Genomic DNA, 26,842 nt, shown 5'->3' with positions numbered 1-26,842 from the left:
CCCTCACTCTCCTACGGTTTCCGAGTAACCACAAGAGAGCCAGACGGAAGGGCGAGCGCCATGACCACTCCCGATGTCTTCCGCTTCGACGTGCCGGCCGAGGACGACTTCGGCTACTCCCAGGCGATCAGGTCGGGCGAGCTGGTCCACGTCTCCGGGCAGCTCGCGTTCGACGAGGCGGGTGAGTTCCCGGACGGGGGCGACTTCGCCGCCCAGCTCCGGCGCACGCACGCCAACATGGACCGGGTCCTGGACCACTACGGAGCCACCCGCAACCAGATCGTGTCGCAGACCCTGTACGTCGTGGACCTGCGGCAGCACGCCGCCGCGGTGGCACGGGGCAACCTGGCCTACTTCGGCGGGCACCGTCCGGCCGGCACGGTCCTGGGCGTGACCGGGCTGACCCTGCCCGGTCAGGTCGTCGAGATCGGCTTCGTCATCGATCTTCGGCTGCCTGCCTGAGGTCTCCCTCCGGCGGCGGCACCGGCGCCCCCGGCAGCCGGATCGTGGCGGTGGTGCCGCCGCCCTCGGCCCGGGTCAGGTCCACCGTGCCGCCCGCCTGCTGCACCGTCCTTGCCACGATGGACAGGCCCAGGCCCGAGCCGGGCAGCGCGCGGGCGCTCGGGGAGCGCCAGAAGCGGTCGAAGACGTGGGGGAGTTCGTCGGCGGGGATGCCGGGGCCGTGGTCGCGGACGGTGAGGACGCCGTCGGCTAGGCGGACGTCGATGGTGCCGCCGTCCGGGCTGAACTTCACCGCGTTGTCCAGGATGTTGACCACCGCGCGTTCCAGCGCGGCCGGTTCCGCCCGTACGTACCAGGGGTGCACGTCCGCGTTGATCGTCAGCTCCGGGCCGCGCAGCCGGGCGCGGCGCAGCGCCGACTCGACGACGTCCTGCCAGGCGAGGATGCGGGTGCGGCCCGCGTGCTGGCCGGTGTCGGGGCGGGAGAGTTCCTGGAGGTCGCCGATGAGCGCCGCCAGCTCCGTCATCTGGGCCTTGACCGAGGCGAGGAGCGCCTTGCGGTCGGCCTCCGGGATGGGGCGGCCGGTCTCCTCGCTGCGGGTGAGCAGCTCGATGTTGGTGCGCAGGGAGGTGAGCGGGGTGCGCAGTTCGTGGCCGGCGTCGGCGATCAGCTGCTGCTGGAGGTCGCGGGAGCTGGCCAGGGACGAGGTCATGCTGTTGAAGGAGCGGGAGAGGCGGGCGATCTCGTCGTCGCTGTCGGCCTCGACCGGGATGCGGACGGTGAGGTCCTCGGTGCGGGCGACGTGTTCGACGGCCTCGGTGAGTTCGTCGACGGGACGCAGACCGGTACGCGCCACCCACAGACCGGCGACGCCGGCGCCGAGGACTCCGATTCCGGAGACGAGGAGGAGGATCAGCGCAAGGTCGTTGAGCGTGGTCCGGGTGCCTTTCAGCGGTACGGCGGCGATGAGCGCGGCGCCCGCTCTCTCCTGCGTGACCGGGTTGGTGATGGTCACCGGCAGGGTCAGCACGCGCAGTTCGGTGCCGTCCTCGGCCGTGCCGTTGCGGAAGCTGCCCTCGCGGGGCGAACCGTTCTCGATCACCTCCTGGTCGGCTTCCGTCACCTTGATCTGACCCACCGAGGTGCTGAACAGACAGACCGTCCCGGTCGCCGTGACCACCTGGGAGTAGGTCGTCCGCAGGCCGTTGACGCCTTCCCGCGGGGTCTGCGAGCAGTTGTTGAGCGCTTCCCTGGCCTGGTCACGCTGCTGCGGGTCGTTCAGCATCGTGGCCTTCTTGAGGTCACTGTCGACCTGGTCGTACAGCCGCCCCTGGACGATGAACCAGCACGTCACCGAAACCGCCGCCACCGCGAACGCCACCGCCGCCGCCACCAGCAGCGACAGCCGCGCCCGGATGGGCAGGGCGCGGACCCGGCGGGCGAGAGAGGTCACTCCGCGCCGCCCTGCCGCAGGACGTAGCCGACGCCGCGGACGGTGTGCACGAGGCGCGGCTCGCCGCCCGCCTCGGTCTTGCGGCGCAGGTACATGACGTACACGTCGAGGGAGTTCGAGGACGGTTCGAAGTCGAAGCCCCAGACGGCCTTCAGGATCTGCTCCCGGGTGAGGACCTGGCGCGGGTGCGCCATGAACATCTCCAGCAGGGTGAACTCCGTGCGGGTCAGCTCGACCGGGCGTCCGGCCCGTGTGACCTCGCGCGTCGCCAGGTCCATGGTCAGGTCGGCGAAGGCGAGGGTGTCCTCGTCCTCGGCGGTGGCCTCCACCGCCGCCGCGTAGGAGCTGCGGCGCAGCAGCGCGCGGATACGGGCGAACAGCTCGTCCAGCTCGAACGGCTTGACCAGGTAGTCGTCCGCCCCCGCGTCCAGGCCGGTCACCCGGTCCCCGACCGTGTCGCGGGCCGTCAGCATCAGGATCGGGGTGAGGTCGCCCGCGCCGCGGATGCGGCGGGCGGCGGTCAGGCCGTCCATGCGGGGCATCTGGATGTCCAGGACGACGAGGTCGGGACGGTACGCGGCGGCCTTCTCCAGGGCGTCGGCGCCGTCGACGGCGACCTCGGTGCCGTAGCCCTCGAAGGCGAGGCTGCGCTGGAGGGCCTCGCGGACCGCCGGCTCGTCGTCGACGATCAGGATGCGCTGGGTCTCACGGTCACGGTCGCCGTCTGCGGGGCTCATGGTCTCGGGATCCTCGGATGCGGTGGGTACGGGAGCTGCCAACGACTTCAGCGTCGCACGTTCCGGGGCCTGTATCGGGTTCCCCGTCAGTTGCTCGCACCCGCCCGCAGCCCGGGCAGGTCCGCCTTCACCGTGTTGATCGGGATGGCGAAGCCCAGGCCCACGCTGCCCGCGCTCGCGGAGGACTCGGTCGCCGAGTACATCGCGGAGTTGATGCCGATGATGTTGCCGTTCATGTCGATCAGGGCGCCGCCGGAGTTGCCCGGGTTGAGGGACGCGTCGGTCTGGATCGCCTTGTACGTCGTCGTGGACGAGCCGGTGTCGCCGTTGAACTGCTGCCCGCCGAACTCGAACGGCCACTGGCCGCCCTGCCGCTGCTGCTGTTGCTGCCGGCCCTCGTCGGTCGAGACGGTCACGTCGCGGTCGAGCGCGGAGACGATGCCGCTGGTCACGGTGCCGGTCAGGCCCTCGGGAGAGCCGATGGCGACGACCTGGTCGCCGACCCCGATGCCGTCGGAGTCGCCGAGGGTCGCGGCCTTGAGGCCGGAGGCGTTCTCCAGCTTGATCAGCGCGAGGTCCTTCTTGCTGTCGGTGCCGACGACCTCGGCGGTGTACTGCTTGCCGTCGTTCGTCGTCACCTTGACGGACGAGGCGCCGGCGACGACGTGGTTGTTGGTGACGATCTCGCCGTCGTCGGTGATGATCACGCCGGAACCGGTGGAGGAGCCGGCGTTCGAGGTGGCGTTGATCTCGACGATGCTCGGGCTGACCGCCTTCGCGACCCCGGAGACCGTGCCCTTCTGGCTGGAGGGCACCACGTTGGTGCTGGTGGAGCTGGAGGCGACGGTGTCGCTGCCGGTCAGCTCCTGGATGCCGAACGCGGTGCCGCCACCGACGGCGGCCGCGACGATCGCCACGGCCACGAGCAGGGCGGCGGGGCCGCGCCGCCTGGCCGGGCGCTTGCCGTGCGGCGGCTCGGGCAGCGGCTGCGTGGGGTGGTTCCCGGGCGGCTGCGCCGGCGGGGGCGGCCACTCCGGGTTGACGGGAGAGGAGGCGTGCTGGTGGGTTCCCTGGTACGGGTTCGCGTGCTCGTACTCGCCGTTCGGGCGGAGGCTCTCGGTCATGTCCATGAGCTTCCCGCGCTCGGATGAGAGCGGCCTGAGTGCTGTCTGAGAAGCCCGGCAGAACCTCGTATGCCCGATATAAAGGCGCCTGCCGTGGGGGAGCCGTGGGGGAGGCTACGCGCAGCCGCAGGACTGCCGGACCACCAGCTGCGACGGGAACACCTTCAGCCGCTCGCGCCGGGAGCCCGCCACCCGCAGACCGTCGTCGAGGACCAGGTCCACGGCGGCCCGCGCCATCGCCGAGCGGTCCGAGGCGACCGTCGTCAGGGGCGGGTCGGCGAGATCCGCCTCCTTGATGTCGTCGAAACCGGCCACCGCCAGCTCACCGGGGACGTCGATGCGCAGCTCGCGGGCCGCGCGCAGCAGGCCGATCGCCTGGTCGTCGGTGGAGCAGAAGATCGCGGGCGGGCGCTGCGGCCCGGAGAGCAGCTCCAGGCCCACGCGGTAGGCGTCGTAGCGGTTGTACGGCGCCTCGAAGAGCCGGCCCTCGGTGGAGAGCCCGGCCTCCTTCATCGCGCGCTTCCAGCCCTCGACGTGGTCGGAGACCGGGTCGCCGACGGACGGGGTCTCGGCGGTGCCGCCCATGCAGGCGACGTACTCGTACCCGTGCTCCAGCAGGTGGCGTACGGCGAGCTGGGCGCCGCCCAGGTCGTCGGTGACGACGGCGACGTCGTCGATGGCCTCGGGGCGCTCGTGCAGCAGGACCACCCGGGCGTCCCAGGCGTCGATCTCGGCGGCGGCCAGGTCGTTCAGTGCGTGGCTGACCAGGATCAGGCCGGAGACGCGCATGCCGAGGAAGGCGCGCAGGTAGTGCACCTCGCGTTCGCCGACGTAGTCGCTGTTGCCGACGAGCACCATCTTGCCGCGCTCGGAGGCGGCCCACTCGACCGCGTGCGCCATCTCCGCGAAGAACGGCTGGCGCGCGTCCGGCACGATCAGCCCTATGAGGTCCGTGCGCCGCGACGCCATCGCCTGGGCGACCCGGTCCGGGCGGTACCCCAGTTCCTTGATCGCGGCGAGGACACGCTCGCGCGTGGCCGGGGCGACCGGCCGGGGTCCGTTGTTGATGACGTAGCTGACGACGGCGGTGGAAGTCCCCGCCAGTCGCGCCACGTCATCCCGAGTCACCTTGGCCACGCGCGGAGTCTACGCGGATGGACCCGCTCCGGGCAGGGCGTATCACACCTTGGATGACCTTGCGCCGGCCGCCTCGCTCTGCTCGGCGGCCGGCTTCTCGGGCTTCCCGGCCTGCTCGCTCTTCCCGGCCTGCTCGCTCTTCCCGGCCTGCTCGCTCTTCCCGGCCGTCTCGCCCTTTTCGGAATTCTCCGGCTTCTCCGGCGTCACGAAGCGGTAGCCGACGTTGCGGACGGTGCCGATCAGCGACTCGTGCTCGGGGCCGAGCTTGGCGCGCAGCCGCCGTACGTGCACGTCGACCGTGCGGGTGCCGCCGAAGTAGTCGTAGCCCCACACCTCCTGGAGCAGCTGGGCGCGGGTGAACACGCGGCCCGGGTGCTGGGCGAGGTACTTGAGCAGCTCGAACTCCTTGAAGGTCAGGTCCAGGACCCGGCCCTTGAGCTTCGCGGAGTACGTCGCCTCGTCCACCGACAGGTCGCCGTTGCGGATCTCCATGGGGGAGTCGTCGCCGCCGAGCTGCTGGCGGCCGGTGGCCAGCCGCAGCCGTGCCTCGACCTCCGCGGGGCCGGCGGTGTCGAGCAGTACGTCGTCGATGCCCCAGTCGGCGGTGACGGCGGCGAGCCCGCCCTCGGTGACGATGAGGACCAGCGGACAGCTGAGCCCCGTGGAGCGCAGCAGCTGGCACAGGCTGCGGATCTGGGGAAGGTCGCGGCGGCCGTCGACGAGGATGACGTCGGCGCCCGGGGTGTCGACGAGGGCGGGGCCCTCGGCGGGGGCGACGCGCACGTTGTGCAGCAGCAGGCCGAGAGCGGGGAGCACCTCCGTCGACGGCTGGAGGGCGTTGGTCAGGAGCAGCAGAGAACTCATCGCGCCCCACCTGCCTGGGACGGTTTGTGGTCGTGCCCGGTTCGCTCGCCCATAACGTCTGGTTCCTCCTGGGTCCCTGCGAGGACGTTTGCGGCACTGCTTCGTACATGTGGCGTCCGGGAGGTGAATGCCCGACGACCGCCCGACGACCGCCCGGCATCGCTCCCGAAAGCACAAAAGGACCCGGGGGCTACGTTGCCCGAGTCCTCTGCCCAGCAGAATAGCCGATATGAGCAACCGACCGGCGGGCCATGTGGCGCGTTCCACCCGTCGTCCAGAGAATCGTCCGCATCCCGAGACGCCCCGGGGAGCGCCGCGCCGCACGCCCGCGCGCACCTTCCTCCGTACGGCCGACGGTGTCCCGGTCGACGCCGTGTACGAGCCGGGACCGAACCGGCGCGACCCCTCTGACCTGGTCTTCGTCGTCGCGCACGGTTTCACGGGCGACGCCGACCGACCGCACGTACGGCGGATCGCGGCGGCGTTGGCGCGGCACGGCGCCGTCGTCACGTTCTCCTTCCGGGGCCACGGAGCCTCCGGCGGACGGTCCACGGTCGGGGACCGCGAGGTGCTCGACCTGGCCGCGGCGGTGGCGTGGGCGCGCGGCTTCGGGCACGCGCGCGTGGCCACCGTCGGCTTCTCCATGGGCGGCTCGGTGGTCCTGCGGCACGCCGCGCTGTACGCCGGCGACGAGGAGGCGGGCACGGACGCCGTCGTGTCGGTCAGCTCCCCCGCCCGCTGGTACTACCGGGGCACGGCACCCATGCGCCGGCTGCACTGGCTGGTGATGCGCCCCGCCGGTCGCCTGGTGGGCCGCTACGGCCTGCGCACCCGGATCCACCACCGGGACTGGGACCCGGTGCCGCTGTCGCCCGTGGAGGCGGTGGAGCGGATCGCGCCGACGCCACTGCTGGTCGTGCACGGCGACCGGGACGGCTACTTCCCCCTCGACCACCCCCGGATGCTGGCCGAGGCGGCCGGCGACCACGGCGAACTCTGGCTGGAACCCGGCATGGGCCACGCCGAGAACGCCTCCGACGAGGCGCTGCTGCACCGCATCGGCGACTGGGCGGTGGCGGCGGCGGGCTAGCCTGACGTTGTTCATCGCCGACGACGAAGGAACGAGATGGCAAAGGTCACGGTGCGCTACTGGGCCGCCGCGAAGGCCGCGGCGGGGGTGGCCGAGGAGCCGTACGACGCGGCGACGCTCGCCGACGCGCTGGACGCGGTGCGCGAGCGCCACCCCGGCGAACTCACGCGCGTGCTGCTGCGCTGCTCGTTCCTGGTCGACGGCGACCCCGTGGGCACCCGCGGGCATGAGACGGTACGGCTGGCCGAGGGCGGCACGGTCGAGGTGCTCCCGCCGTTCGCAGGAGGGTGAGCGATGACCGACCAGCCGCATCAGCCGTACGGGCAGCAGCCGTACGAGGGACACGACGCGCAGGCGTGGCCCGGGCAGCAGCCGTACCAGCCGAACCAGTCGTACCAGGGCTACGGGGAGCAGCAGCCGGACCCGAACGCCGACCAGTACACGCAGCAGTGGCAGGGGCAGACCTGGGAGACGCAGGTGCAGCCGCCGGTCTCCGCGGAGGAGACGGCGTACCTGCCGCCGTACGCCCAGCCACAGCCTGAGCCGTACCCGCCGCAGGGGTATGGACAGCCGCAGCCGCAGCCGCAGCCGTACCAGTCCCAGGCACAGCCACAGCCGTACCAGTCCCAGGCACAGCCACAGTCGTACGCGCCGCAGGCACAGCCGTACGCGCCGCAGCCGCAGCCGCAGCCGCAGCCGCAGCCACAGCCGTACGAGTCCCCCGCGCCCGCACCGGCGCCCGCACCGTCCCCGGCTTCCGCCTCGTCCTCTGCCTCCGCCTCCCCCTCCGACGAGCCCGGTTACGGCCCGGCGACCGTCGCCGGGAACACGCGGATCACCGACGCGCAGCGGGCCCGGGCCGAAGGGCGATCGCCGATCATCGACCCGGGCATGCAGCCGGCCGGTCTCACCGCGCTGCTCGGGCTGCTGCTGTCCGGAGCGGCGGCGCTCGGTACGTACGCCCTCCTCGTCCCGCTCGTCGTCCTGCAGGCGGTCACCGCGGCGGGCTGGTTCCGGCTGAACGGCATGTGGCCGGCCCGGCAGGGCATCGCGCTGGGCTTCCTGGGCGCGCTCGCCGCCGACGTGGCGCTGCTGGTGTCGGACCGCTCCCCGGCGGCGATCCTCGGCACGCTCGGGGTGTGGGTGCTGCTCTCCCTCGTCCTCCAGCTCCGCTCGCACGCCGACCCCGACGAGCGGATGTACGGCCTGATGGCGACGATCGCCGCGGCGGCCCTGGCCGTCGTCGCGGGCGGATACCTCGCCGCGGACGCGGACGCGGTGGCCGTCGGCGGGATCGCGGTGGCCGTGGCCGCCGTGGCCCGCGCGCTGCCGTTGCCGACCCCGGCGTCCGTGGTGGTCGCGCTACTCGCGGCGGCCGGGGCGGGGATCGCGGTCGGCTCGACGACGGACTTCGGGGCGTCGGGTGCGCTGCTCGGCGCGGGCGCGGCGGTCTGCGCGCTGATCGGCCTGCGGGTCGCGGCGTACGACTACCCCTCCCGCTTCGTCCACTTCACGGCGGGCGTGGCCCTGCCCCTCGCGGCGGCGGCCCCGGCCGTGTACGTCCTGGGCCGGGCCCTGGCCTGAGCCCGGCGCGGCACCGCGTCCCCGGGCGACGGCGGCCCCCGTCACAGGTGTCGGCGCCCCCTGTCACAGCTGTTCGACAAAACCCGGGGAGTGCCGGGGGCCCGCGTTACGCTCGCGCTGGACGGCCGCCGGTCGTCGGGTCCGCCGCCGTCGAGCGTCCAGGGTTGGGAACACCGCATGCGCGCACTGCGAATACTGTTGATCGTCGTCGTGATCCTGGGCGGCCTCTTCGTGATCGCCGACCGTGTCGCCGTCAACTTCGCCGAGGGCGAGGCGGCGGACAAGCTGCGCAGCACCGAGAACCTGCCCTCGACGCCGGACGTCTCGATCAACGGCTTTCCCTTCCTCACGCAGCTCGTCGGCGGTTCGCTGGACGACGTGGAGGTCGGCATCGACGACTACGAGGCGTCCACCGGCAAGGGCGGCGAGAAGATCCGCATCGCCGAGCTGCGGGCGCACATGAAGGGCGTCGAGTTCTCCGGCGACTACAGCTCCGCCACGGCGGCCAGCGCCACCGGCACCGCGACCGTCGGCTACGACGAGCTGATGAAGGCCACCAAGTCCGAGCCCACGGAGATCGTGTCCGGCATCGACGCCAAGGTCGTCGGCCTCTCCGACGGCGGCAACGGGAAGATCAAGGTGTCGCTGCAGGCCACGGTCCTCGGCGTCGAGGTGCCCGAGCCGATCGAGGTGCTCAGCTCGGTCAAGGTGGAGGACGACGACGTGGAGGTCGTCGCCGACGGGCTGCCCAGGATCGCCGGCCGGCAGCTCGCCGAGTCCCGCATCCGGGCCATCACCGACTTCCAGCAGACCATCGACGAACTGCCGGGCGGCATCGAGCTGGACAAGGTCGAGGCGGCGAAGGACGGCGTCGAGATCACGGTGAAGGGTTCCGACGTCAAGCTGGCCGGGTAGGACGAGGGACGGCGCGGGCGAGGCACGCCCCCGGCGGTCGGGAACTGGCGGACCGGCGGCATCGCCGTCCGACTGGCGAGACGGCGCTGTCCGTACCGCAGATGCGAGGCCACCCGCGCCGACCCCCGCAGCCCTCCGGGGCGGCCCGACGCAAGACGCCATCCCGCATAACGGACGATCCCGTCTCATCATGCGACACGTCGGTGACACGGCCCGCCCTCAATCCTTACGATCGGGACCTATGAAGCAACAGGCGGATCTCACCAAGCGGCGGGCAGTGGACCTGTGCCGCGTTGCCGCCATGCTCTGTCGCACCTTCTGAGGCGGACGGCGACGTCGCCGTCCGTGTGCCCCTCATCCCCCGCCCCGGCCTGCCCCGGAGCACCCGCGCGCCGCCGCACGGCCAGAGCGCGCGCACCCTCTCATCGCACGCCCCGCCGCCAACTGCCCCGGAGGAGAAAACATGAGCCGCAGCGACGTCCTGGTCGACGCCGACTGGCTGCAGGACCACCTGGACGACCCGACCATCGCGATCGTCGAGGTGGACGAGGACACGTCCGCCTACGAGAAGAACCACATCAAGAACGCGATCCGGATCGACTGGACCCAGGACCTCCAGGACCCGGTCCGCCGCGACTTCGTCGACCAGGAGGGCTTCGAGAAGCTCCTGTCGAAGAAGGGCATCTCCAACGACCACACCGTGGTCCTCTACGGCGGCAACAACAACTGGTTCGCGTCCTACGCCTACTGGTACTTCAAGCTGTACGGCCACGACGCCGTCAAGCTCCTCGACGGCGGCCGCAAGAAGTGGGAGCTGGACGCCCGCGAGCTGGTCGCCGGCGACGAGGTGCCCCAGCGTGCCGCCACCGACTACAAGGCCAAGCCGCAGAACACCGCGATCCGCGCCTTCCGCGACGACGTGGTCCAGGCGATCGGCACGCAGAACCTGGTCGACGTCCGCTCGCCCGACGAGTTCTCCGGCAAGCTGCTCGCCCCGGCCCACCTCCCGCAGGAGCAGTCGCAGCGTCCGGGCCACGTCCCGTCCGCCCGCAACATCCCGTGGTCGAAGAACGCCAACGACGACGGCACCTTCAAGTCGGACGACGAGCTCAAGCAGCTCTACACCGACGAGCAGGTCGACCTGGCGAAGGACACCATCGCCTACTGCCGCATCGGTGAGCGCTCGGCCCTGACCTGGTTCGTCCTGCACGAGCTGCTCGGTGTGGAGAACGTCAAGAACTACGACGGCTCCTGGACCGAGTACGGCTCCCTCGTCGGCGTGCCGATCGAGCTCGGCGCCGCGAAGTAAGCGACACGGGTACGGCACCCGCCGACCTTTCCCAACACACCTCAGGAGTAACGACATGTGCGGAGCGAAGGCCGGCGGCCCCGACGCCTCGACGATCAAGCCCGGTGAGACCACGATCCAGGGTCAGGTGACCCGCGACGGCGAGCCGGTGACGGGCTACGTCCGTCTGCTGGACGCCACCGGCGAGTTCACGGCGGAGGTCCCGACCTCCGCGACGGGCCAGTTCCGCTTCTACGCGGCCGAGGGCACCTGGACCGTCCGCGCGCTGATCCCGGGCGGCACCGCCGACCGCACGGTCGTCGCCCAGCAGGGCGGCCTCGCGGAGGTCGCGATCGCCGTCTGACGGCAGGCAACGGCGCGCACGGCAGGTACGGCGCGCGACGGCCGAGGGGCCGCACCCACCGGGTTGGACGCCTGGGGTGCGGCCCCTCCGGCATGCCGGGCGTGTGAGGCCTACGCTGGAGACATGTACGCGCGGCGGCGGCACGTCTACTTCGCCATGATGGGCACCTGCATCGTGCTCTTCGTCCTGGCCTGGGGAGTCGTGCGCATCTGGTCCGTCCCGGCGGCCGTGGGCCTGTGCGTGTTCGCGATGCTCATCCCGCCGGTGGCCGCGATGGTCGCCAACCGGCGCGGCCCGGACGACCGCTGGTGGGACGACCCGTCGGGCGACGCCCAGTCCGACGAGTGGTGGGACGAACTGGACGGCAGGAAGCGCCCGCGCTGACCCCCGTGTCGGGAGCCGGTCCCCGGGCATGATGGCGGGCATGTCTCCGGCGAAGCTGTCCACCGTCGTGCTGGACGCGCACGACGCCCGCGAACTCGCCGGTTTCTACCTGCGGCTGCTGGGCTACGTGATACGCGCCGAGGAACCGCACTGGGTGCTCATCGGCCCGCCGCCCGGCACCGGCGGCACGTCCCTGGCCTTCGAGACGGAACCCGCGTACGTGCCGCCCGTTTGGCCGACCCGGCATCCGGGCGACCAGCAGATGATGCTGCACCTCGACATCGAGGTCGACGACCTGGCGGCGGAGACCGCGCGGGCCGTGGCCGAGGGCGCCCGGCTCGCCGAGTACCAGCCCCAGGACGACGTACGCGTGCTGCTCGATCCGTCCGGTCACCCCTTCTGCCTGTGGACGCGGACGGCCCCGTAGCTCAGCCGCTCATGGGACGAGCGTCGCTCTGTCACGGACTCCTCCTTTCGCCGTGGCCGGATCGTCATCAAGATCGCTACAACCCCGGCGCCCGGCTGTGTGTCTCCTGAGTGCGCGCATACGGAACGCGCGCTTCACGTTCTGTGGGGGGACGTCATGGAAGAGGAACCGGCAAGACCCGCGGCGCCTGCCGCGCCGACGACACCGGAGAGGCCCGCGACGGAAGCGGAGGGCCGCGAGCCGGCGGACGGGCCCGTGGTGCCGGACGAACCCGCGTCGCCGACCGGCGATTCGGCCGTACTCGCCGAGGAGGCCGGACGACACCGACGGCGCGGGCGTACGGCCTTGCTCATCACGGCCGCAGCGGCGTTGGGGCTGGTCGCCGGCGCCTGCACCGGGGTGCTCGTGCAGGCGGGCCGGGAGCCGGTGAAGCTGCCGCCGCTGTCGCAGTCCGCGCTCGCGCGAGGCACGGGGAAGGCACCGAAGCCGCTCTCCGCCGACCAGGACCGCCAGGTGCGCACCGAGGGCGACCTCCGCGATCTGCTGCTGAAGAAGCCTCGCGAGGCGGAGGAGGTCGACTGGCTGGAAAGCTCCGACGGCTGGATGGACCTGGTGGGCTACGCCGGGACCTTCAAGAATCCGCAGCGTGCGTTCGAGCACCTGCTGCGCAGCGAGTTCCGCCGGGCCGCCGTCACCGGCTGGGAGGTCGAGGGAGCGTACTCCGTGGAAATCCGGCTGCTCCAGTACCGGCAGGAAGAGGTCCGCGGCGCCGCCGGGGCCAATGCGAGCGGCCAGCGCTTCGCGGGTGGGGAAGGCGCCGACGACTGGACGATCCCGGGCACGGGAGACGGCCGGGTGTTCATCGACGAACAGCCCCGCTCCGGCCCCGGGGCCTCGCCGTATCCCTACACGGCGCAAGCGCACGCCCGGCGGGGTGACATCGCCGTGGAGATCTGGGTGAGCGGGGCCAAGCGGATCGAGAAGAAGACGATCATGAGTCTGGCCGAGCGGCAGATGGAGCGGCTGTGAACGAGAACCACGACGACGCCCCGCCCACGACCGACGCCTCCTCCGGTACGACCGCCGCCACGTCCGCTGCTGTGGGCGCGGCAGACGCGGCAGACGCGGCAGACGCGGCAGACGCGGCAGAGGCAGCGGAGGCAGCAGACACGGTGGACGCCGTGGACGCGCAGGCCACGGAACCTGTCGCCGGACCAGCCCCTTCCGCCCCCGCACGGCGCAGCCGTCGCCGGATCGCCGTCGCCACCGGGGCAGTCCTGCTGACCGGCGCCCTCGTCGGAGCCGTCGCGTGCACCGCCGTGGCCGTCGCGCACGCCGACCGGGATCCGGGCGCCCCCTCCTGGGCGCACCCCGAACCCGCCGGGGACCGTCCGGCGAGGGCGGCCGAGCCCGGCAGCCTGGCCTGGTCCCTCGTGCCGTACCGGCCCGGCAACTGGTCGCGCGGCCCCGACCTGGGGGAGTTCGGCTCCGACGCCGTGCTGAGCGGCGACCGGACGGCCGCCCTGCTCAAGGAGTCGCTGGCCGGGCTGCCTCGAACCGAGCGCAAGCAGCTGGAGAAGGAGATCGACCGCAAGCCCATCAAGGAGATGGCGATCCGCAGCTACGCCTTCACGGGTGAGAACGCCGACCGCGTGGCGGGCGCGGCCACCATGACCGTCATTCTGGCCCGCATGGAGGACCCGGCCGCCGCCCGTGCCGCGGCGAAGGGCCGGAACACGTTCCTGGACGCCCTGGACGTCTTGCGCGACGGCCCCGAGATAGAGGGCCACAAGGACGCCGAGTGTTACCGCACGCCCTCCGATTCCGGTGACGACGAGGATCTCGCCGCGATGTTCTGCTCCGCCTCCTCGGCGGACATCACGGTCACCGCCACCGCGGAGGGACTGCAGCCGTTCGACGCCGAGGGCGTCGCCGCGCTGTTGAAGGACCAGTTGGACCGCATCGTCGAACCCGGGGAGTCCGTGTGACCGAGCAGATCGCCCCGTCGGCACCCGTCACGCCTGCGCCTGCGCCGTCGCCCCTGCCGGACGCCCCGCGGCCCGTCGCCCCGGACCCGTCGGGCAAGGACCGCCGCGTCCTGCGCGCAGCGCTGCGCTGGACCGCGGCGGTCGCCGTCTTCGCGGCTGTCGGGTCGGCCGCGGCGTACGGCATCACGCGGATGGACCGGTCGGACGTGCCCGGACTCGCGACCGCGTCGGACGGGCGCTGGGCGTACCCGGTCCTCACCGCGGCACCCCTGCCGACGGGCAGCCCGGGTCCGTTCGCCGAGGGAAACACGGCCGGTGCCCACTACGCCGACCTGCGCGCCCTGCTCCTGCCCGCGCCCGAGGGAGCGACGGCGGACCGGGGGCTGCGCGGCACGGACGGTTGGCTGAAGACGGAGACCTTCCTCGCGGAGTACGAGGAGGAGTCCGACCGTGACGAGCTGCGGTACAAGGTCGTCGACGCGGGGCTGCGCCACATCGCCGCCCGTGGCTGGACCACCCCTGACGGGACGCACACGCGGATCTACCTGCTCCAGTTCGGCACAGCGGCCGTCGTGGACGACCTGCACACCATGCAGCTCGCCCCGTACGACGGGCCGGGCTACGCCGTGCGAGGCACGGAAACCGTGGAGCCCGACGAGGACTTCCCGGAGGCCGCCGAGTCCGATGACGTGCTCACCTCCGTCTATGCCGAGTCCGAGCCCTACGGCGGTGAACAGGTCCGCGAGGCGTACCTCGGCGCGGGCGACGTGCTGGCGGTGGTGTTGCAGAGCCGCGCAGGTGGGGCAGACGAGGTGCCGTTCCAGCAGACCGTGGCACTGCAGACCCGGCTGCTCCTCTGAGACCGTGAGCATTTCGCCCGTGCTGTCCTCGGGGTGCTCAGCTGAGTGTCCCGAGGACAGTTCTCCGTCGAGTGCTCGCGCTTTTCAGGGGGTCAGTAGACGAGGGCCTGCGTGTCGTCGGCCAGCGCCTCCTGCACGAAGACCTGCGCGCCCGCGATGCGCACGCCCTCGATGACGTCCTTCTCGGTGAGGTCGCGCCGGGCCGCGCACTGGGTGCAGAGCGTGACCCGGCCGCCCGCCAGGAGGGAGTCGAGCAGGTCGGGCAGCGGCGCGGCGTGCGGCAGCTCGAACTCGGCCGCGCGCCCCGGCACCGCGAACCACGCGGACTCACCGGTCAGCCACAGCGACACGTCCACCCCACTGGCCACGGCCACCGCCGCCACGGTGAACGCCTGCGAGCAGCGCTCCGGGGCGTCGGCCCCCGCCGTCACCTTGATCACGAGCTTCTTCGCCATGCCGGAAGCGTAGCCCGCGCGGGCGGCGTCAGAGGGCGAAGGTGATCGTCACCAGCAGCGTCGCGACACACAGGACGGTCAGCAGGCCGCTGACCGTGGCGCCGTCCAGCCGGGTGCGCCGCCGGGGCGGGGCCTTGTGCTTCGGCGCGGGCCGGGGCGGGTGGCCCGGATGGAACGGCGGCATCGTGAAGCCGGGGGAGAGGGCAGCCCGGTCCCGCCGGGGCGAGAGCCGCTGCGCCCGCCGGCACTCCTCGTAGGGCAGCCCGCCGTCGTACGTCATCCCTCGTGCTCCTTGCGCTGGTGCTGGCGCAGCAGGACGTTCGCGTCCGTCACCGCGCTGTGGTCGAACGCCGCGCGTGCGGTCTCCCGCCGGTCGGCCAGCCAGGAGCAGGCCTCGCAGCCCGGCACCGGCGCGGGCGGCCGGTGGGGGGCGCCGACGCCCGTCCCGGGGGCCGGGGGCGCGGCGAGCGTGCGGGCGTTCGCGGCGCGCAGGCTCGCCCCGAGGCGCTCGCGGTCGGTGGCAGGGCGCAGCGCGGCCGGCTCCGCCTCCCACTCCCGCCCGCCGCCGAGCGGCCGGAGCATCACCCGCGCCCCGCTGCGGCCCCGGTACTCACCGACCTTCGCGGCGGCGGTGTCGTAGAGCACGGTGCCGGGCTCATAGGTGGCCGGTTCTGTTCTCACGGGTCCGCTCCCTTACGTCAACGTCTGTACGGAATGCGACAGTTGCCCTACTCTGCGTAGTGGTGGGCAGTTACGAGCATGACCCACGGCGGGGGTCGCCAAGCCCGGAACGGCCGCTAGTGCCACAACGGGCGCTCCAAATTCCACACATTCCACAGCAGGGAGGGGTGCGGTGCCGCAGCGGAGGGCGATCACGGGTCGCAGTCAGGAGCCGAGGGCACGGTTCGCGGAGGAGCTGCGGCTGCTCCGGCAGGCCCGGGGCGTGTCCCTGCGGGGCATGGCGGAGGCGGTGGGGTGGGACGCGTCCCAGTTCGGAAAGATGGAGAACGGCCACACGCTGGGCGGCCCGGAGATCGTGGAGGCGCTGGACCAGTACTACGGCACGGGCGGCATGCTGCTCACGCTGTGGGAGCTGGCGGTGGCCGATCCGACGCAGTTCCGGGAGCAGTACCGGCGGTACATGATCCTGGAGGCCGAGGCGATCAGCCTGTGGCACTACGCGGTGAGCACGCCGCCGGGCCTGTTGCAGACCGCCGGATATGCGCGCGAGGCGCTTGCCGCGGGCTGGCTCCAGGGCTCTGAACTGGACCAGCAGGTTGAGGCGCGTCTCGGTCGCCGGCAGCTCTTGGAGGGGGAGGCCCCACCGTCGTTTCGCGCCATTCTCTCTGAGGCGGTGCTGCGCACTTGGCTGCGCGACATGGGGGCATGGCGAGAGCAGTTGACCCACTTGGCGGAGATGGCTGAGCGCGCGAGCATCACGCTCCAGGTGCTGCCTTTCAGCGCGGGGCGGCACGGGCTGACGAATACCACCGTGATGTTCCTGCGGCTGCCGAGTGGCCGCGTGGTCGCCTATACCGAGAACGACCTGCGCGGTGAACTCGTGGAGGAAAACGCCTCAGTTGAGCTGCTGCAACGTAGGTACGATGCGATGCGGGACTTGGCCCTGTCACCGGCCGAGTCGCGCGAGTTCATCCTGCGGACGTTGGAGGAAGCGCCGTGCGAGCCATCGATCTGAGCGCCGTCTCGTGGCGTAAGAGCAGCTACAGCAACGCGAGCGGCGGCGAGTGCGTCGAGGTCTCCGACGACCTCCTCCACGCCGCCGACTGGCGCAAGAGCAGCTACAGCAACCAGGACGGCGGTCAGTGCGTCGAGGTCGCCCCCAACCTCCCCTCCCTCGTCCCGGTCCGCGACAGCAAGGACCCCGCCCGCGGAGCCCTCCTCTTCGCAGCTCCCGCGTGGGCCGCCTTCCTGGACGGAGTCCGGCGAGAAGAGCCGGGGCGGGCCGCGTAAGCTGGGGCCGGCCCTGTCGTATGCCCCCCGCTCAAGGAGCACCCCGTGGAGATCTTCTTCGAAGCCCTGCTGGTCCTGGTCTGCGTCGGCGTCCTCGCCTTCGCCGGTCTGACCGTGAAGAAGCTGTACCAGGGCCAGCGCTGATCACCGACGCCAGGAAGTAAGACCCCTCATGATCGAGATCCCGTCCGACCTGCACAAGGACCTCGTCCCCCTCGCCTTCCTCCTCGGTGACTGGGCGGGCGCGGGCGTGCACGACTTCCCCGGTGCCGAGAAGTGCAACTTCGGCCAGGAGGTCTCCTTCACCCACGACGGCCGGGACTTCCTGGAGTACCAGTCGCACACCTGGGTGCTGGACAACGACGGCAACAAGGTCCGCCCGCTGGAGTCCGAGCACGGCTTCTGGCGCATCGACGCGAACCGCAAGGTCGAGGTGACGATGACCCGCGACGACGGCGTCATCGAGATCTGGTACGGCGAGATGGCCGACCAGAAGCCCCAGATCGACCTGGTCACGGACGCGGTGGCCCGCACGGCGGCCTCGCAGCCCTACACCGGCGGCAAGCGGCTGTACGGCTACGTCAAGAGCGACCTGATGTGGGTCGGCGAGAAGCAGACCCCCGAGGTCGAGCTGCGCCCCTACATGTCGGCGCACCTGAAGAAGGTCGTCACCCCGGAGGACGTCGAGCGCTGGGCCAAGGCCCTGCCGGACGACATGCCGGACGACGGGATCGCTTTCTTCAAGTAGTCCTAGACTCGTGGTGTGGTGAGCACCGACTGGAAGAGCGACCTCAGACAGCGTGGCTACCGGCTGACCCCGCAGCGGCAGCTGGTGCTCGAAGCCGTGGACACCCTGGAGCACGCGACCCCGGACGACATCCTCGGCCAGGTGCGCAAGACCGCCTCCGGGGTCAACATCTCCACCGTGTACCGCACGCTGGAGCTGCTGGAGGAGCTGGGGCTGGTCAGCCACGCCCACCTGGGGCACGGCGCTCCCACCTACCACCTGGCCGACCGGCACCACCACATCCACCTGGTCTGCCGGGACTGCACCAACGTGATCGAGGCCGATCTGTCGGTGGCCGCCGACTTCACCGCCAAGCTGCGCGAGCAGTTCGGCTTCGACACGGACCTGAAGCACTTCGCGATCTTCGGCCGGTGCGAGAGCTGTTCCCTGAAGGGTTCAACTACCGACTCGTAAGCGAGTCGTAGGCTGGGCGTATGAAGAGCCCTCTGCTGTCCCTGCCCGGCGCCGTTCCCGCCGAGGGTGTGGACGAAGGCGTCGCCGCCCACTACGGCGACCTGTTCCGCGAGCAGCGTGCCCTCGCCGACGGCACCGGCTTCGTCGACCTCTCCCACCGCGGTGTGGTCACCGTCACCGGCGAGGACCGGCTGAGCTGGCTGCACCTGCTGCTCACCCAGCACGTCAGCGACCTGCCCACCGGCCAGGCCACCGAGGCGCTGATCCTCTCCGCGAACGGCCACATCGAACACGCCCTGTACCTCGTCGACGACGGCACGACCGTCTGGGCCCACGTCGAGCCCGGCACCCAGGAGGCGCTGATCGCCTACCTGGAGTCGATGAAGTTCTTCTACCGGGTCGAGGTCGCCGACCGCACCGCCGACACCGCCGTCGTGCACCTGCCGGCCGGGTCGATCGCCCAGGCCCCGGCCTCCGCCGTGGTCCGCGAGACGCCGTACGGGCGTGACCTCTTCCTGCCGCGGGAGGAGCTGGAGAGCTTCGCCGCCCAGGCCGGGCCCGCGGCCGGGATCCTCGCCCACGAGGCGCTGCGCGTCGAGCAGCACCGGCCGCGCCTCGGCTTCGAGACCGACCACCGGACCATCCCGCACGAGCTGGGCTGGATCGGCACGGCCGTGCACCTGCAGAAGGGCTGCTACCGCGGCCAGGAGACCGTCGCCCGGGTGCAGAACCTCGGCAAGCCGCCGCGCCGGCTGGTCTTCCTGCACCTGGACGGCAGCGAGGTCCACCTGCCGCCGAACGGGGCGGAGATCCGGCTCGCGGACGAGGGGGGCGACGGCCGGAAGATCGGCTTCGTCACCACGGCCGTGCGCCACCACGAGCTGGGCCCGGTCGCGCTCGCCCTGGTGAAGCGGAACGTGCCGGTCGACGCCCGGCTGACGGCCGAGGAGACCGCGGCCGCGCAGGAGACCGTCGTCGAGCCCTGAGAGACGGGGCTCAGACCTCCACGAGGACCGTGAACGGGCCGTCGTTCGTCAGGGACACCCGCATCTGCGCGCCGAACCGGCCCGTCGCCACGGTCGCGCCCAGCGCGCGCAGGTGCGCGACGACCTCGTCGACCAGCGGCTCGGCGACGTCGCCGGGGGCGGCGGCGTTCCAGGTGGGGCGGCGGCCCTTGCGGGCGTCGCCGTAAAGGGTGAACTGGCTGATGACCAGGAGCGGGGCGTCCAGGTCGCTGCAGGACTTCTCGTCGTGCAGGATCCGTACCGACCAGAGCTTGCGGGCCAGCTGTGCCGCCTTCTCCTTGGTGTCCTCGTGGGTGACCCCGACCAGGACGCACAGGCCCTCGCCGTCGATCGCGCCCACCGTCTCGCCGTCCACGACGACGCTCGCGCCGTCCACCCTCTGCACCACTGCACGCATCCCGCAATGATGCCGTGCGCCCCCAGGGTGTGGACGGGCGGGACCGTAGGGGTTTCCTATCCCGGCGAACCCCCCATCTGGGGCCGATCGGGGCCGATCGGGGGCACTCGGTCACATAGTGGCCACTTGGAGTGGCACGATGCTCCCAGACGCCGGGCGAGGGGACGGTTGAGGCACATGAGCACACCGAGTACGGGGCGGTCGTTCGGGACTGCAGCGTTGACATGTCCCGGCGGGGCGGGTGGTCCCGGCGGGCCGGGCGGACCGGCCGGTCTGGAGGCGCCCAGGGCGCCCGTGCAGCGCACGGACAGTCCGGAGCTGCCGAAGGATCCCCCGGAACGGGACCTGACCGCGCTGAGCCTGCCGGAGCTGCGCACGCTGCGCCGGGACGCCCAGCGCGAGGAGGCCGACCTCAGCTACGTACGGCGGCTGCTGCAGGGGCGTATCGACATCCTGCGCGCGGAGCTGGCGGAGCGCGGGTCGACGACGTCGTCGGCCGTGGTCACCACCGCGGCGACCGGGTCCGTGGTCGAGCGGCTCTCGGAGATCCTGGCCGACGCACCGGCCCGGCAGCGTTCCTCCGCCCGCCACGTGACGCTGGCCACCCCGCGCAGCGAGGAGTGCCGGCGGCTGGCCGCGGAGATGCTCGGCGAGGTGGAGCTGTCCGACCTGACGGCCCGCACCGACGGCGAGCTGACCGCCGGGATGGGGCGGCTCGTGCGCTACGAGCAGCAGGTCTCTGGGAACCGGCAACGGCTCCAGCGCACGGCGGACGGCTGCAGCGCGGAGATCGCCCGCCGGTACCGTGAAGGGGAAGCACACGTAGACGACCTGCTGGTGTGACACGGGGGGCGGCCATCCGCGCCGCCTCCGGGACCCGGTGATCCCGGGCCGTCGCAGTGGGGGGTCGCCCGTTCGGAAGGCCACCGCCGATGCCCGCGCCCCAGCCCCAGCCGCAGCCGTCTCAGCCGTCTCAGCCCTCGTACGAGGGCCAGTCGTCGCCCGCGGACCTGCCGTCGCCGACGGACCGGTCCGCGCCCACGTCCGCGCTCTCGCCCGTCGTGCCGCCCGTTCTCGCCGAGGTCGTCCGGTCCGGCTTCGTCGAGGGGCGGCACCGGGGCAGTCTGGTGGTGCTGGGCGCCGACGGGGCCGTGGAGCTGGCCCTGGGGGACGTGACGGCGCCGGTCTTCCCGCGCTCCTCCAACAAGCCGATGCAGGCGGCCGGCGTCCTGCGGGCCGGCCTCGACCTCGCCGGTGAGCGGCTGGCGCTGGCCGCCGCCAGCCACTCCGGAGAACCGTTTCACCGCGACCTGGTCCGCACGATGCTGGACGAGTACGGCCTGGACCCGGCGCTGCTCCAGTGCCCGCCCGACCTGCCGCTGGACGCCGAGGAGCGGGACACGTACCTGGCGTCGGGCGCCGTGCCCGACCGCGTCACCATGAACTGCTCCGGCAAGCACACCGCGATGCTGGCGGTCTGCGCGCAGCGGGGCTGGCCGCTGGAGACCTACCTCGACCCGGACCACCCGCTCCAGCGGACCATCCACCGGGTGGTGGAGGACGCGGCGGGCGAGCCGGTGGCGTCCGTCGGCACGGACGGGTGCGGGGCGCCGCTGATGGCGATCAGCCTGGTCGGCCTGGCCCGCGCCTTCCGGTCCTTCGTCGCCGCCGAGCCCGGTTCGGCCGAGCGCAGGGTCGCCGACGCGATGCGCGCCCACCCCGAGTACGTCGCCGGCAGCCGCCGCGCGGACACCTGGCTGATGCGCGAGGTGCCCGGCACCCTCTCCAAGATGGGCGCCGAGGCCGTCCAGGCGGTGGCCCTGCCGGACGGCCGCGCCCTCGCCTTCAAGGTCGAGGACGGTGCCACCCGGGCGCTCGGCCCGGTCCTGGCCCGCGCCCTGACGCTGCTCGGGGTGGCAGGCCCGGTCGTCGATCGCATCGGCCGGACGCCGCTGCTGGGCGGCGGCCGCGAGGTGGGGGAGATCCGGGCGGCGTTCTGAGGCCCCGGGGCCTCGGGTAATCCCCGCGACGCGGGCGGGGACGGCGCTCTACGGTGAGCGCATGAGCCCCCGCACCGAGATCGACGTACACCCCGTCACCGACGACGAGTTCCCCGACTGGAACCGGGCCCTGAACACCGGGTTCCTGCAGCCGCCCCTGGTGGCCGCGGAACAACTGGAGGCCCGGCGACGGCAGTTCGTGCCCGGCCGGTCGCTCGGCGCCTTCGACGGCGACCGGTGCGTGGCGACCTTCCGCTCCTTCGACCAGGAGCTGACGGCCGTCGGGGGCCGTCCGGTCCAGGCCGACGCGATCTCCAACGTCACCGTCACCGCGACCCACCGCCGCCGCGGACTGCTCACCCGGATGATGGCGCAGGACCTGGCCGCGGCGAAGGAGCGCGGGGACGTCGTCGCGACGCTGATCGCGGCGGAGTACCCGATCTACGGCCGGTACGGCTTCGGTCCCGCCACCACCATGACCGAGTGGACGGTCGACGTGCCCCGCGCCGGTCTGGACCGCCGCTGGGCCGCCCCGGAGGACGGCGGACGGATCGACCTCGTGGACGGCGAGGACGTCCGCAAGCTGGGTCCCGAGCTGCACGAGCGGCTGCGCCGGGCCCAGCCGGGCGCGGTCAGCCGCACCGAGCTGTGGTGGCAGTCCCGGACCGGCGTGGTGAACGTGAACGGCACGCCCTGGACGGAGCCCTGTCACGTCATGTACCGCTCGGCGGACGGCGAGGTCGAGGGGCTGGCCTCGTACCGGACCGACGACCACTGGGGCGACGCGAAGCAGCCGCTGAACACGGCGACCGTCGAGTGGCTGATCGGCGTGACCCCGGCCGCCGAGCGCGCGCTGTGGCACTACCTGTGCTCGATCGACTGGGTCCAGACGGTGAAGAGCGGCTGGCGTTCTCCGGACGACCTTCTCCCGCTCCTCCTGCCGGACCCGCGCGCGGCCCGCATCACCACGCAGGCCGACTGGCTGTGGGTGCGGATCCTGGACGTCGCGGCGGCGCTCGAGGCGCGGACGTACGACGGGCAGGGAGCGGTGGTGCTCGAGGTGGTGGACCGGGGAGGGCTCACCGGCGGGCGGTGGCGGCTGGAGGCGGGGCCGGACGGGGCGTCCTGCGCGCCGACCACCGAGAGCGCCCATGTCGTGCTCGACGTCGGCGACCTGGCGGCGCTCTGGCTCGGCGACGAGTCGGCCGTACGGCTGGCCGCGCTCGGCCGGGTGCGGGAAGAACGAGCGGGCGCCGCCCGTGTGGTCGACGCCCTGCTGCGTACGTCCGGGCGGCCTTGGTGCCCGGACATGTTCTGAGGCGACCCCCTTCCGCCAGTGGCGGTGGACGCGTGCGCGTCCGTAGCGCGTGCACTTCTGCGTGCTCTTCAGTTGTGGTTGTTGTGCGTGGTGCCCGCCGCCGGCCGGGCTCCCGGCTCCCCTCCGGAAGGGGGCCCGGCCGGCGGTGCGTCGGTTCAGCCGGACTGGGCGAGCAGCATGACGAGGATCACCGCGCCCACACCGCTGATCGTGGTGTTCTTCGCCTTGATGCCGACGGACAGCGCGACGAACGCGATGAGGCCCATCGGTCCGTACTTCCACTGCACGAGCTGCTCGAACCCGATGGCCAGAGCCGCGACGGCGATGGCGATGAGCGGCATGGTGGACCCCCTGTCACCGTGGTGGCCAACCCCCGTGAGGCTCGACCACGTTGCTCAAGTTGGCTACCAACTTAGTTCTACTTATCTCCGCTTGGAATGACTCGTAACCATCTTTCAGCGGGCAGTCCGAAGATGGCGAGAAGTTGTGGTGCGCGGGGCGGCGTGACCGACCCTGCCGACCGCCCCGGGTCTCACAGTGCGGGCCCCGCGACCAGGAGGACCAGCAGCACCGCGCCGACGGAACTGACGGAGGGGCTCTTGGCCTTGATGCCCACGGTGAGCAGGAGCAGGCCGACGATGCCGGTGGCGCCGTACTTCCACTGGACGAGCTGCTCGAAGGCGAGGACGAGGACGGCGGAGACCAGGGCGAGGACGGGCATGGGTCGTTTCCCCCCTTTTCAGGACGTGCGGGAGGCCGAGCTTCCGCCAACCGCGCGAAGTTGGCAACCAACTTCTGTTATGTTGTCCCCACTTGGCTGCTATCTATAAACAAGTTTCAAACAACTCCCTGTAGGTAGGTCGAAGTTGTAACGTTTGGTCGTGACTCAGGAGAACGTGTCCGTGAACGGCAGCAGAAGGCTCTCGTCCCAGGAGATCGCCGAGGCCTTGCGGGAGCGGATCCGCGGGGGAGACCTCAAGGCCGGCGACCGCCTGCCCACCCAGGCGGAGCTGGCCGAGGAGTTCGGCGTGGAGCGCGGCACCGTCCGCCAGGCCCTGCGCGCACTCCAGGAGGACGGGCTGCTCACCAACGTCAGCAAGGGCAGCCCGCCCCGCATCGCCGAGCCCGAACCTGCCCGGGGTGATCTGCCGCAGCAGGCGATGCAGGCTCTGGGGCCCCGCCTGGCCGAGGCGTTCTCGGCGCCCCACGTGCGGGTCGACGTCGTGAGTCACACCTCAGAGACGTTGGGGCTCGCGCTCAGTGAACCGCTGCGCCTGATCCAGGAGGGACGGCTGCATCCGGAGACGATCGAATTCCGGATCATGCTTCCGGCGCGGGACATCGCACTGGCCTTCCCCGTCCTGGTCGAGGACGAGCAGGACGATCCGGTACACCGGCGCTGGCTCGAGATGCGTAACGCGCAGGCCCACGTCCTCCGGCACAACCTGCGCTCCGCCGGCTCCACCCACCGCATCGACGTGCGCATCGCCTTCCGCGCTCTGCCGTTCACCCCGCCGATGAAGCTGTACCTGCTCAACGGCGAGGAGGCCCTCCACGGCTACTACACGGTGACCCGGCGCGAGGAGGAGTACGAGAACCGGACCCTGGAGATGTACGACGCGCTCGGCTCCGAGTCGCTGCTGTTCTCGTTCGTGAAGCGGGCCGGTCGCCGGGACGCGGTGTTCGTGGAGGAGTCACAGAAGTGGTTCGACGCGCTCTGGGAAACCATCACCACGGACCTGACACTCTCCTAGTGACTTCCCATACGGAGCAGAAGACGGCGCCGGTGAGCGAGCGGGACGAACGGCGCGAGCAGTCCGAGCAGGAGAGGCCCGAGGGCCTGCGGGACCTGGTCCTGGGCGCCCGGGTCGTCCTGTGGGACTTCGACGGCCCCCTCTGCAGACTGTTCGCGGGCTACTCGGCCGCCCGGGTGGCGGGCGAACTCTTGGACTGGATGGAGACACAGGGACTCGGGGAACTGCTGACCCAGGAGGAGCGGGCCCGTCCCGACCCGTACGTCCTGCTGGATGCGGTCAATCGCAGGCACTGCCAGAGCGACCTGGTCGCCGAGTTCGAGGAACGGCTGACCCGGGAGGAACTGCGCGCCGTGCCCACCGCGTGGCCGACCGCGTACGCGGACGCCCTGATCCGCACCTGGTCCGCGCTCGGCGTCGGTCTCGCGGTCACCACCAACAACTCGCCCCGCGTGGTGAGCGAGTACCTGGCGACCCGGGACCTGCTGGGCTGCTTCGCCCCGCACCTCTACGGCCGCACCCGGGACCCGCACCTGCTCAAGCCGGACCCCCACTGCCTCAACCGCGCCCTCGGCGCGACGGGCGCCGCGCCCGCGGACGCCCTGATGGTCGGCGATTCCGCATCCGATCTGGCCGCCGCACAGCGGGCCGGCGTGCCCTTCCTGGGGTACGGCCACAACGAGCGCAAGACGAAGATCCTGGAAGAGGCGGGGGCGCAAACGGTCGTGCACTCTTTGGAGCCGGTCCTGCGGCTGCTCTGGGAGTGCCGAGGCCGCTGAAGCGGATGTCAATCGGGAAGCGGCAACGCGTCGGCGGCCCGCAGGACGGGGAGGTACGAGGCCAGCACCGCGTCCGCGCCGCCCTGCGCCATCCGCAGCGCGCGCCCCGGGTGGTGGGTGAGTCCGAGGAAGCCGGTCCCGGCCGACCGGGCGGCCTCGAGGTCGGTGAGCTGGTCACCGACGAGCAGGCAGTCGGAGGCGGGCAGGGCCAGGTGGCGCACGGCCCGGTGCACGCAGTCCGGATGCGGCTTCATGAGCCGGGCGTCGTCGGGTGACCGGCCGAAGACCCCGTCGAACTTCGGCGCCAGTCCGAGACCGGCGAGGTACTCCCTGATCGGCCCTTCCGCGTTGTTGCTGACCAGGGCCAGGCGCTTGCCGTGGTCGAGCAGCAGGCCCACCAGGACGTGCAGGTGCGGTGTGGGGAGCGCGGTGCGCACGGCCCGTCGCTCCAGGGCGGTGACGGCGGCCTCGGCGCGTTCCAGCGGGAGGGCGCTGGGCCTGGGGACGGATCGCTCGTACATGTCCCTGAGGGGAGGGAGGACGCCGTGGGAGTCGTCGCACTTCTCGACCGCGGGGTCGAGCGGTCCCCAGTACCGCCGGGCCGTCCGCTTGATCCGATCCGCCACCTTCGCCGTGGTGGAACCCGCGAACAGATCGCAGACGGGACCGTCGAAGTCGAACAGCACCGCACGGGCAGACCCGAACGCGCGCAGTGGCGCGGCCGGGTCGTCGAAGGTCCCCCGGCCGAGGTCGGTGTCGGTCACCGCGGCAGTCTCCCGCACCGGGCGCGAACGGGTCATCACGACACGGAACTTCGGAGCAGGGTGACGCACCCTGTCACCGCACCGGCTCCTCCAGGTTGAGCGGAGCACAGAGTACGAACCGGCCACCCATCTGCACCTGATGCGCTACCCGGCCTGGCAGCGCCGTCAGGTGACGGAGGGCTGGCGGCGCGCGGTCGAGGCGGCCCGCCCCGGCGGTACGCACGGCTGGCGGCACGACCTGGACCTGATCCTCGGATACAAGCGGGCCCAGTCGGTCTTCACCGACGTCGTCCGGGAGGCCGTCTCGCTGGGGCGCGCCGCGGGCTCGCCCGGCCCCCGGGTCGCGCTCGCGGCGGTCCGTCTGCACGGCATCCTGTCCGCCGCGGTCCTGCCCCTCGGGCTCGATTCGGTGCCCGGCCCCGCCGAGATCGGCACCGCCCTGGTGCGGTGGGGCCGCGCGCACACGGAGGAGGGGCACCTGCCGGGCACCCTCTAGGCTCG

General features: G+C 72.0%; 35 protein-coding genes. 23 read left to right on the top strand and 12 right to left on the bottom strand.

The features are described 5' to 3' along the window. The first annotated feature begins 60 nt into the window (after window positions 1–60). A complete protein-coding gene (locus AB0P07_RS33065; RefSeq protein ID WP_365557190.1) occupies window positions 61–462 on the top strand; it encodes a RidA family protein in 402 nt (133 codons plus the stop codon). Here the strand turns inward: AB0P07_RS33065 and AB0P07_RS33060 are convergent. From AB0P07_RS33060 to AB0P07_RS33040, 5 genes are all read right to left on the bottom strand, one after another. Beyond that, on the bottom strand, window positions 437–1,915 hold the full coding sequence (locus tag AB0P07_RS33060; protein ID WP_365557188.1) for a HAMP domain-containing sensor histidine kinase: 1,479 nt from the start codon (window positions 1,913–1,915) through the stop codon (window positions 437–439). The genes AB0P07_RS33065 and AB0P07_RS33060 overlap by 26 nt on opposite strands. Beyond that, window positions 1,912–2,652 (bottom strand): response regulator transcription factor, encoded by a 741-nt coding sequence (locus tag AB0P07_RS33055; protein WP_164419519.1) that lies wholly within the window; start codon window positions 2,650–2,652, stop codon window positions 1,912–1,914. The genes AB0P07_RS33060 and AB0P07_RS33055 overlap by 4 nt, the downstream gene beginning before the upstream one ends. 86 nt (window positions 2,653–2,738) lie before the next feature. Further along, window positions 2,739–3,776, bottom strand: coding sequence for a trypsin-like peptidase domain-containing protein (locus tag AB0P07_RS33050; protein ID WP_365557184.1), 1,038 nt, complete (start codon window positions 3,774–3,776; stop codon window positions 2,739–2,741). 114 nt (window positions 3,777–3,890) lie between these two features. Next, complete coding sequence (locus AB0P07_RS33045) at window positions 3,891–4,913, bottom strand: LacI family DNA-binding transcriptional regulator (protein ID WP_365557181.1); 1,023 nt, start codon at window positions 4,911–4,913, stop codon at window positions 3,891–3,893. Between the two features lie 42 nt (window positions 4,914–4,955). Beyond that, entirely contained in the window at window positions 4,956–5,777 is an 822-nt protein-coding gene (locus AB0P07_RS33040; protein ID WP_365557178.1) for a response regulator transcription factor, read from the bottom strand. A gap of 229 nt (window positions 5,778–6,006) precedes the next feature. Between AB0P07_RS33040 and AB0P07_RS33035 the strand changes: the two genes are divergently transcribed. The 11 genes from AB0P07_RS33035 to AB0P07_RS32985 all read left to right on the top strand — a co-directional run bounded on the left by AB0P07_RS33035 (window position 6,007) and on the right by AB0P07_RS32985 (window position 14,677). Continuing rightward, window positions 6,007–6,867 (top strand): alpha/beta fold hydrolase, encoded by an 861-nt coding sequence (locus tag AB0P07_RS33035; RefSeq protein ID WP_365557175.1) that lies wholly within the window; start codon window positions 6,007–6,009, stop codon window positions 6,865–6,867. A gap of 36 nt (window positions 6,868–6,903) precedes the next feature. Continuing rightward, window positions 6,904–7,158 (top strand): MoaD/ThiS family protein, encoded by a 255-nt coding sequence (locus AB0P07_RS33030; protein WP_030403605.1) that lies wholly within the window; start codon window positions 6,904–6,906, stop codon window positions 7,156–7,158. A gap of 3 nt (window positions 7,159–7,161) precedes the next feature. Then, window positions 7,162–8,451 (top strand): hypothetical protein, encoded by a 1,290-nt coding sequence (locus tag AB0P07_RS33025; RefSeq protein ID WP_365557171.1) that lies wholly within the window; start codon window positions 7,162–7,164, stop codon window positions 8,449–8,451. A 177-nt stretch (window positions 8,452–8,628) separates the two neighbouring features. Continuing rightward, a complete protein-coding gene (locus AB0P07_RS33020; protein ID WP_365557168.1) occupies window positions 8,629–9,366 on the top strand; it encodes a DUF2993 domain-containing protein in 738 nt (245 codons plus the stop codon). A 463-nt stretch (window positions 9,367–9,829) separates the two neighbouring features. After that, window positions 9,830–10,675, top strand: a complete 846-nt coding sequence (locus tag AB0P07_RS33015; protein ID WP_365557166.1) for a sulfurtransferase — start codon at window positions 9,830–9,832, stop codon at window positions 10,673–10,675. A gap of 55 nt (window positions 10,676–10,730) precedes the next feature. Continuing rightward, the gene (locus tag AB0P07_RS33010) at window positions 10,731–11,018 is read left to right on the top strand and encodes a DUF1416 domain-containing protein (RefSeq protein ID WP_003974805.1); all 288 of its coding nucleotides are present in this window, start codon (window positions 10,731–10,733) and stop codon (window positions 11,016–11,018) included. 123 nt (window positions 11,019–11,141) lie between these two features. Beyond that, window positions 11,142–11,402, top strand: coding sequence for a DUF3099 domain-containing protein (locus AB0P07_RS33005; RefSeq protein ID WP_365557162.1), 261 nt, complete (start codon window positions 11,142–11,144; stop codon window positions 11,400–11,402). 40 nt (window positions 11,403–11,442) lie between these two features. After that, window positions 11,443–11,829 carry a VOC family protein gene (locus AB0P07_RS33000; protein ID WP_365557159.1) on the top strand — a complete coding sequence of 129 codons (387 nt, stop codon included), beginning with the start codon at window positions 11,443–11,445 and terminating at the stop codon, window positions 11,827–11,829. A gap of 258 nt (window positions 11,830–12,087) precedes the next feature. Continuing rightward, complete coding sequence (locus AB0P07_RS32995; RefSeq protein ID WP_365557156.1) at window positions 12,088–12,858, top strand: hypothetical protein; 771 nt, start codon at window positions 12,088–12,090, stop codon at window positions 12,856–12,858. Continuing rightward, window positions 12,855–13,817, top strand: coding sequence for a hypothetical protein (locus AB0P07_RS32990; protein WP_365557153.1), 963 nt, complete (start codon window positions 12,855–12,857; stop codon window positions 13,815–13,817). The genes AB0P07_RS32995 and AB0P07_RS32990 overlap by 4 nt, the downstream gene beginning before the upstream one ends. 53 nt (window positions 13,818–13,870) lie before the next feature. After that, window positions 13,871–14,677 carry a hypothetical protein gene (locus AB0P07_RS32985; RefSeq protein WP_365557252.1) on the top strand — a complete coding sequence of 269 codons (807 nt, stop codon included), beginning with the start codon at window positions 13,871–13,873 and terminating at the stop codon, window positions 14,675–14,677. Between the two features lie 92 nt (window positions 14,678–14,769). Here AB0P07_RS32985 and AB0P07_RS32980 read toward each other — a convergent pair whose 3' ends face one another. The 3 genes from AB0P07_RS32980 to AB0P07_RS32970 are packed head-to-tail and all read right to left on the bottom strand — an operon-like array spanning window position 14,770 to window position 15,813. After that, window positions 14,770–15,132 (bottom strand): DsrE family protein, encoded by a 363-nt coding sequence (locus tag AB0P07_RS32980; protein WP_003974797.1) that lies wholly within the window; start codon window positions 15,130–15,132, stop codon window positions 14,770–14,772. Between the two features lie 28 nt (window positions 15,133–15,160). Next, window positions 15,161–15,412 carry a hypothetical protein gene (locus AB0P07_RS32975; protein WP_365557150.1) on the bottom strand — a complete coding sequence of 84 codons (252 nt, stop codon included), beginning with the start codon at window positions 15,410–15,412 and terminating at the stop codon, window positions 15,161–15,163. Continuing rightward, the gene (locus tag AB0P07_RS32970; protein WP_365557147.1) at window positions 15,409–15,813 is read right to left on the bottom strand and encodes a hypothetical protein; all 405 of its coding nucleotides are present in this window, start codon (window positions 15,811–15,813) and stop codon (window positions 15,409–15,411) included. The genes AB0P07_RS32975 and AB0P07_RS32970 overlap by 4 nt, the downstream gene beginning before the upstream one ends. 172 nt (window positions 15,814–15,985) lie before the next feature. On the opposite strand from AB0P07_RS32970, the gene AB0P07_RS32965 reads away from it, so the two are divergent. From AB0P07_RS32965 to AB0P07_RS32945, 5 genes are all read left to right on the top strand, one after another. Further along, on the top strand, window positions 15,986–16,828 hold the full coding sequence (locus AB0P07_RS32965; RefSeq protein ID WP_365557144.1) for a helix-turn-helix transcriptional regulator: 843 nt from the start codon (window positions 15,986–15,988) through the stop codon (window positions 16,826–16,828). Then, window positions 16,810–17,103, top strand: coding sequence for a DUF397 domain-containing protein (locus AB0P07_RS32960; RefSeq protein ID WP_365557141.1), 294 nt, complete (start codon window positions 16,810–16,812; stop codon window positions 17,101–17,103). Before AB0P07_RS32965 ends, AB0P07_RS32960 begins: the two co-directional genes overlap by 19 nt. A 172-nt stretch (window positions 17,104–17,275) precedes the next feature. Beyond that, window positions 17,276–17,851: an FABP family protein gene (locus AB0P07_RS32955; RefSeq protein WP_102929145.1), complete on the top strand. Its 576-nt coding sequence runs from the start codon at window positions 17,276–17,278 to the stop codon at window positions 17,849–17,851. A 15-nt stretch (window positions 17,852–17,866) separates the two neighbouring features. Next, window positions 17,867–18,304: a transcriptional repressor gene (locus AB0P07_RS32950; RefSeq protein ID WP_365557139.1), complete on the top strand. Its 438-nt coding sequence runs from the start codon at window positions 17,867–17,869 to the stop codon at window positions 18,302–18,304. A gap of 20 nt (window positions 18,305–18,324) precedes the next feature. Continuing rightward, a complete protein-coding gene (locus AB0P07_RS32945) occupies window positions 18,325–19,290 on the top strand; it encodes a folate-binding protein (RefSeq protein ID WP_365557136.1) in 966 nt (321 codons plus the stop codon). Window positions 19,291–19,300: 10 nt separating this feature from the next. On the opposite strand, the gene dtd is transcribed toward AB0P07_RS32945, so the two are convergent. Next, entirely contained in the window at window positions 19,301–19,726 is a 426-nt protein-coding gene (gene dtd / locus AB0P07_RS32940; RefSeq protein ID WP_250759874.1) for a D-aminoacyl-tRNA deacylase, read from the bottom strand. Window positions 19,727–19,903: 177 nt separating this feature from the next. On the opposite strand from dtd, the gene AB0P07_RS32935 reads away from it, so the two are divergent. The 3 genes from AB0P07_RS32935 (at window position 19,904) to AB0P07_RS32925 (ending at window position 23,044) form a co-directional block, all read left to right on the top strand. Beyond that, entirely contained in the window at window positions 19,904–20,569 is a 666-nt protein-coding gene (locus AB0P07_RS32935) for an aerial mycelium formation protein (protein WP_365557132.1), read from the top strand. A gap of 89 nt (window positions 20,570–20,658) precedes the next feature. Beyond that, complete coding sequence (locus AB0P07_RS32930) at window positions 20,659–21,726, top strand: asparaginase (RefSeq protein ID WP_365557130.1); 1,068 nt, start codon at window positions 20,659–20,661, stop codon at window positions 21,724–21,726. A 61-nt stretch (window positions 21,727–21,787) separates the two neighbouring features. Further along, window positions 21,788–23,044, top strand: coding sequence for a GNAT family N-acetyltransferase (locus AB0P07_RS32925; RefSeq protein ID WP_365557127.1), 1,257 nt, complete (start codon window positions 21,788–21,790; stop codon window positions 23,042–23,044). Between the two features lie 155 nt (window positions 23,045–23,199). Here the strand turns inward: AB0P07_RS32925 and AB0P07_RS32920 are convergent, their stop codons facing one another. Together AB0P07_RS32920 and AB0P07_RS32915 are read right to left on the bottom strand one after the other, a co-directional pair. After that, entirely contained in the window at window positions 23,200–23,385 is a 186-nt protein-coding gene (locus AB0P07_RS32920) for a hypothetical protein (RefSeq protein WP_365557124.1), read from the bottom strand. Window positions 23,386–23,576: 191 nt separating this feature from the next. Further along, on the bottom strand, window positions 23,577–23,765 hold the full coding sequence (locus tag AB0P07_RS32915; RefSeq protein ID WP_365557122.1) for a hypothetical protein: 189 nt from the start codon (window positions 23,763–23,765) through the stop codon (window positions 23,577–23,579). 154 nt (window positions 23,766–23,919) lie between these two features. On the opposite strand from AB0P07_RS32915, the gene AB0P07_RS32910 reads away from it, so the two are divergent. After that, the gene (locus AB0P07_RS32910; RefSeq protein WP_365557119.1) at window positions 23,920–24,798 is read left to right on the top strand and encodes a winged helix-turn-helix domain-containing protein; all 879 of its coding nucleotides are present in this window, start codon (window positions 23,920–23,922) and stop codon (window positions 24,796–24,798) included. After that, window positions 24,798–25,577, top strand: a complete 780-nt coding sequence (locus AB0P07_RS32905) for an HAD family hydrolase (protein WP_365557116.1) — start codon at window positions 24,798–24,800, stop codon at window positions 25,575–25,577. Before AB0P07_RS32910 ends, AB0P07_RS32905 begins: the two co-directional genes overlap by 1 nt. An 8-nt stretch (window positions 25,578–25,585) precedes the next feature. Here AB0P07_RS32905 and AB0P07_RS32900 read toward each other — a convergent pair whose 3' ends face one another. Further along, window positions 25,586–26,341, bottom strand: a complete 756-nt coding sequence (locus AB0P07_RS32900) for an HAD family hydrolase (protein WP_365557113.1) — start codon at window positions 26,339–26,341, stop codon at window positions 25,586–25,588. Window positions 26,342–26,480: 139 nt separating this feature from the next. On the opposite strand from AB0P07_RS32900, the gene AB0P07_RS32895 reads away from it, so the two are divergent. Continuing rightward, window positions 26,481–26,837: a hypothetical protein gene (locus AB0P07_RS32895; protein ID WP_365557109.1), complete on the top strand. Its 357-nt coding sequence runs from the start codon at window positions 26,481–26,483 to the stop codon at window positions 26,835–26,837. Window positions 26,838–26,842 lie beyond the last annotated feature (5 nt).

Origin of the sequence: Streptomyces sp. NPDC085944 (assembly GCF_040686295.1) — a bacterium.
In the GTDB taxonomy this organism is placed as follows: domain Bacteria; phylum Actinomycetota; class Actinomycetes; order Streptomycetales; family Streptomycetaceae; genus Streptomyces; species Streptomyces salinarius.
Note: the sequence above shows the minus strand (reverse complement) of the source record. Positions and strands in the feature narration are given on the sequence as shown.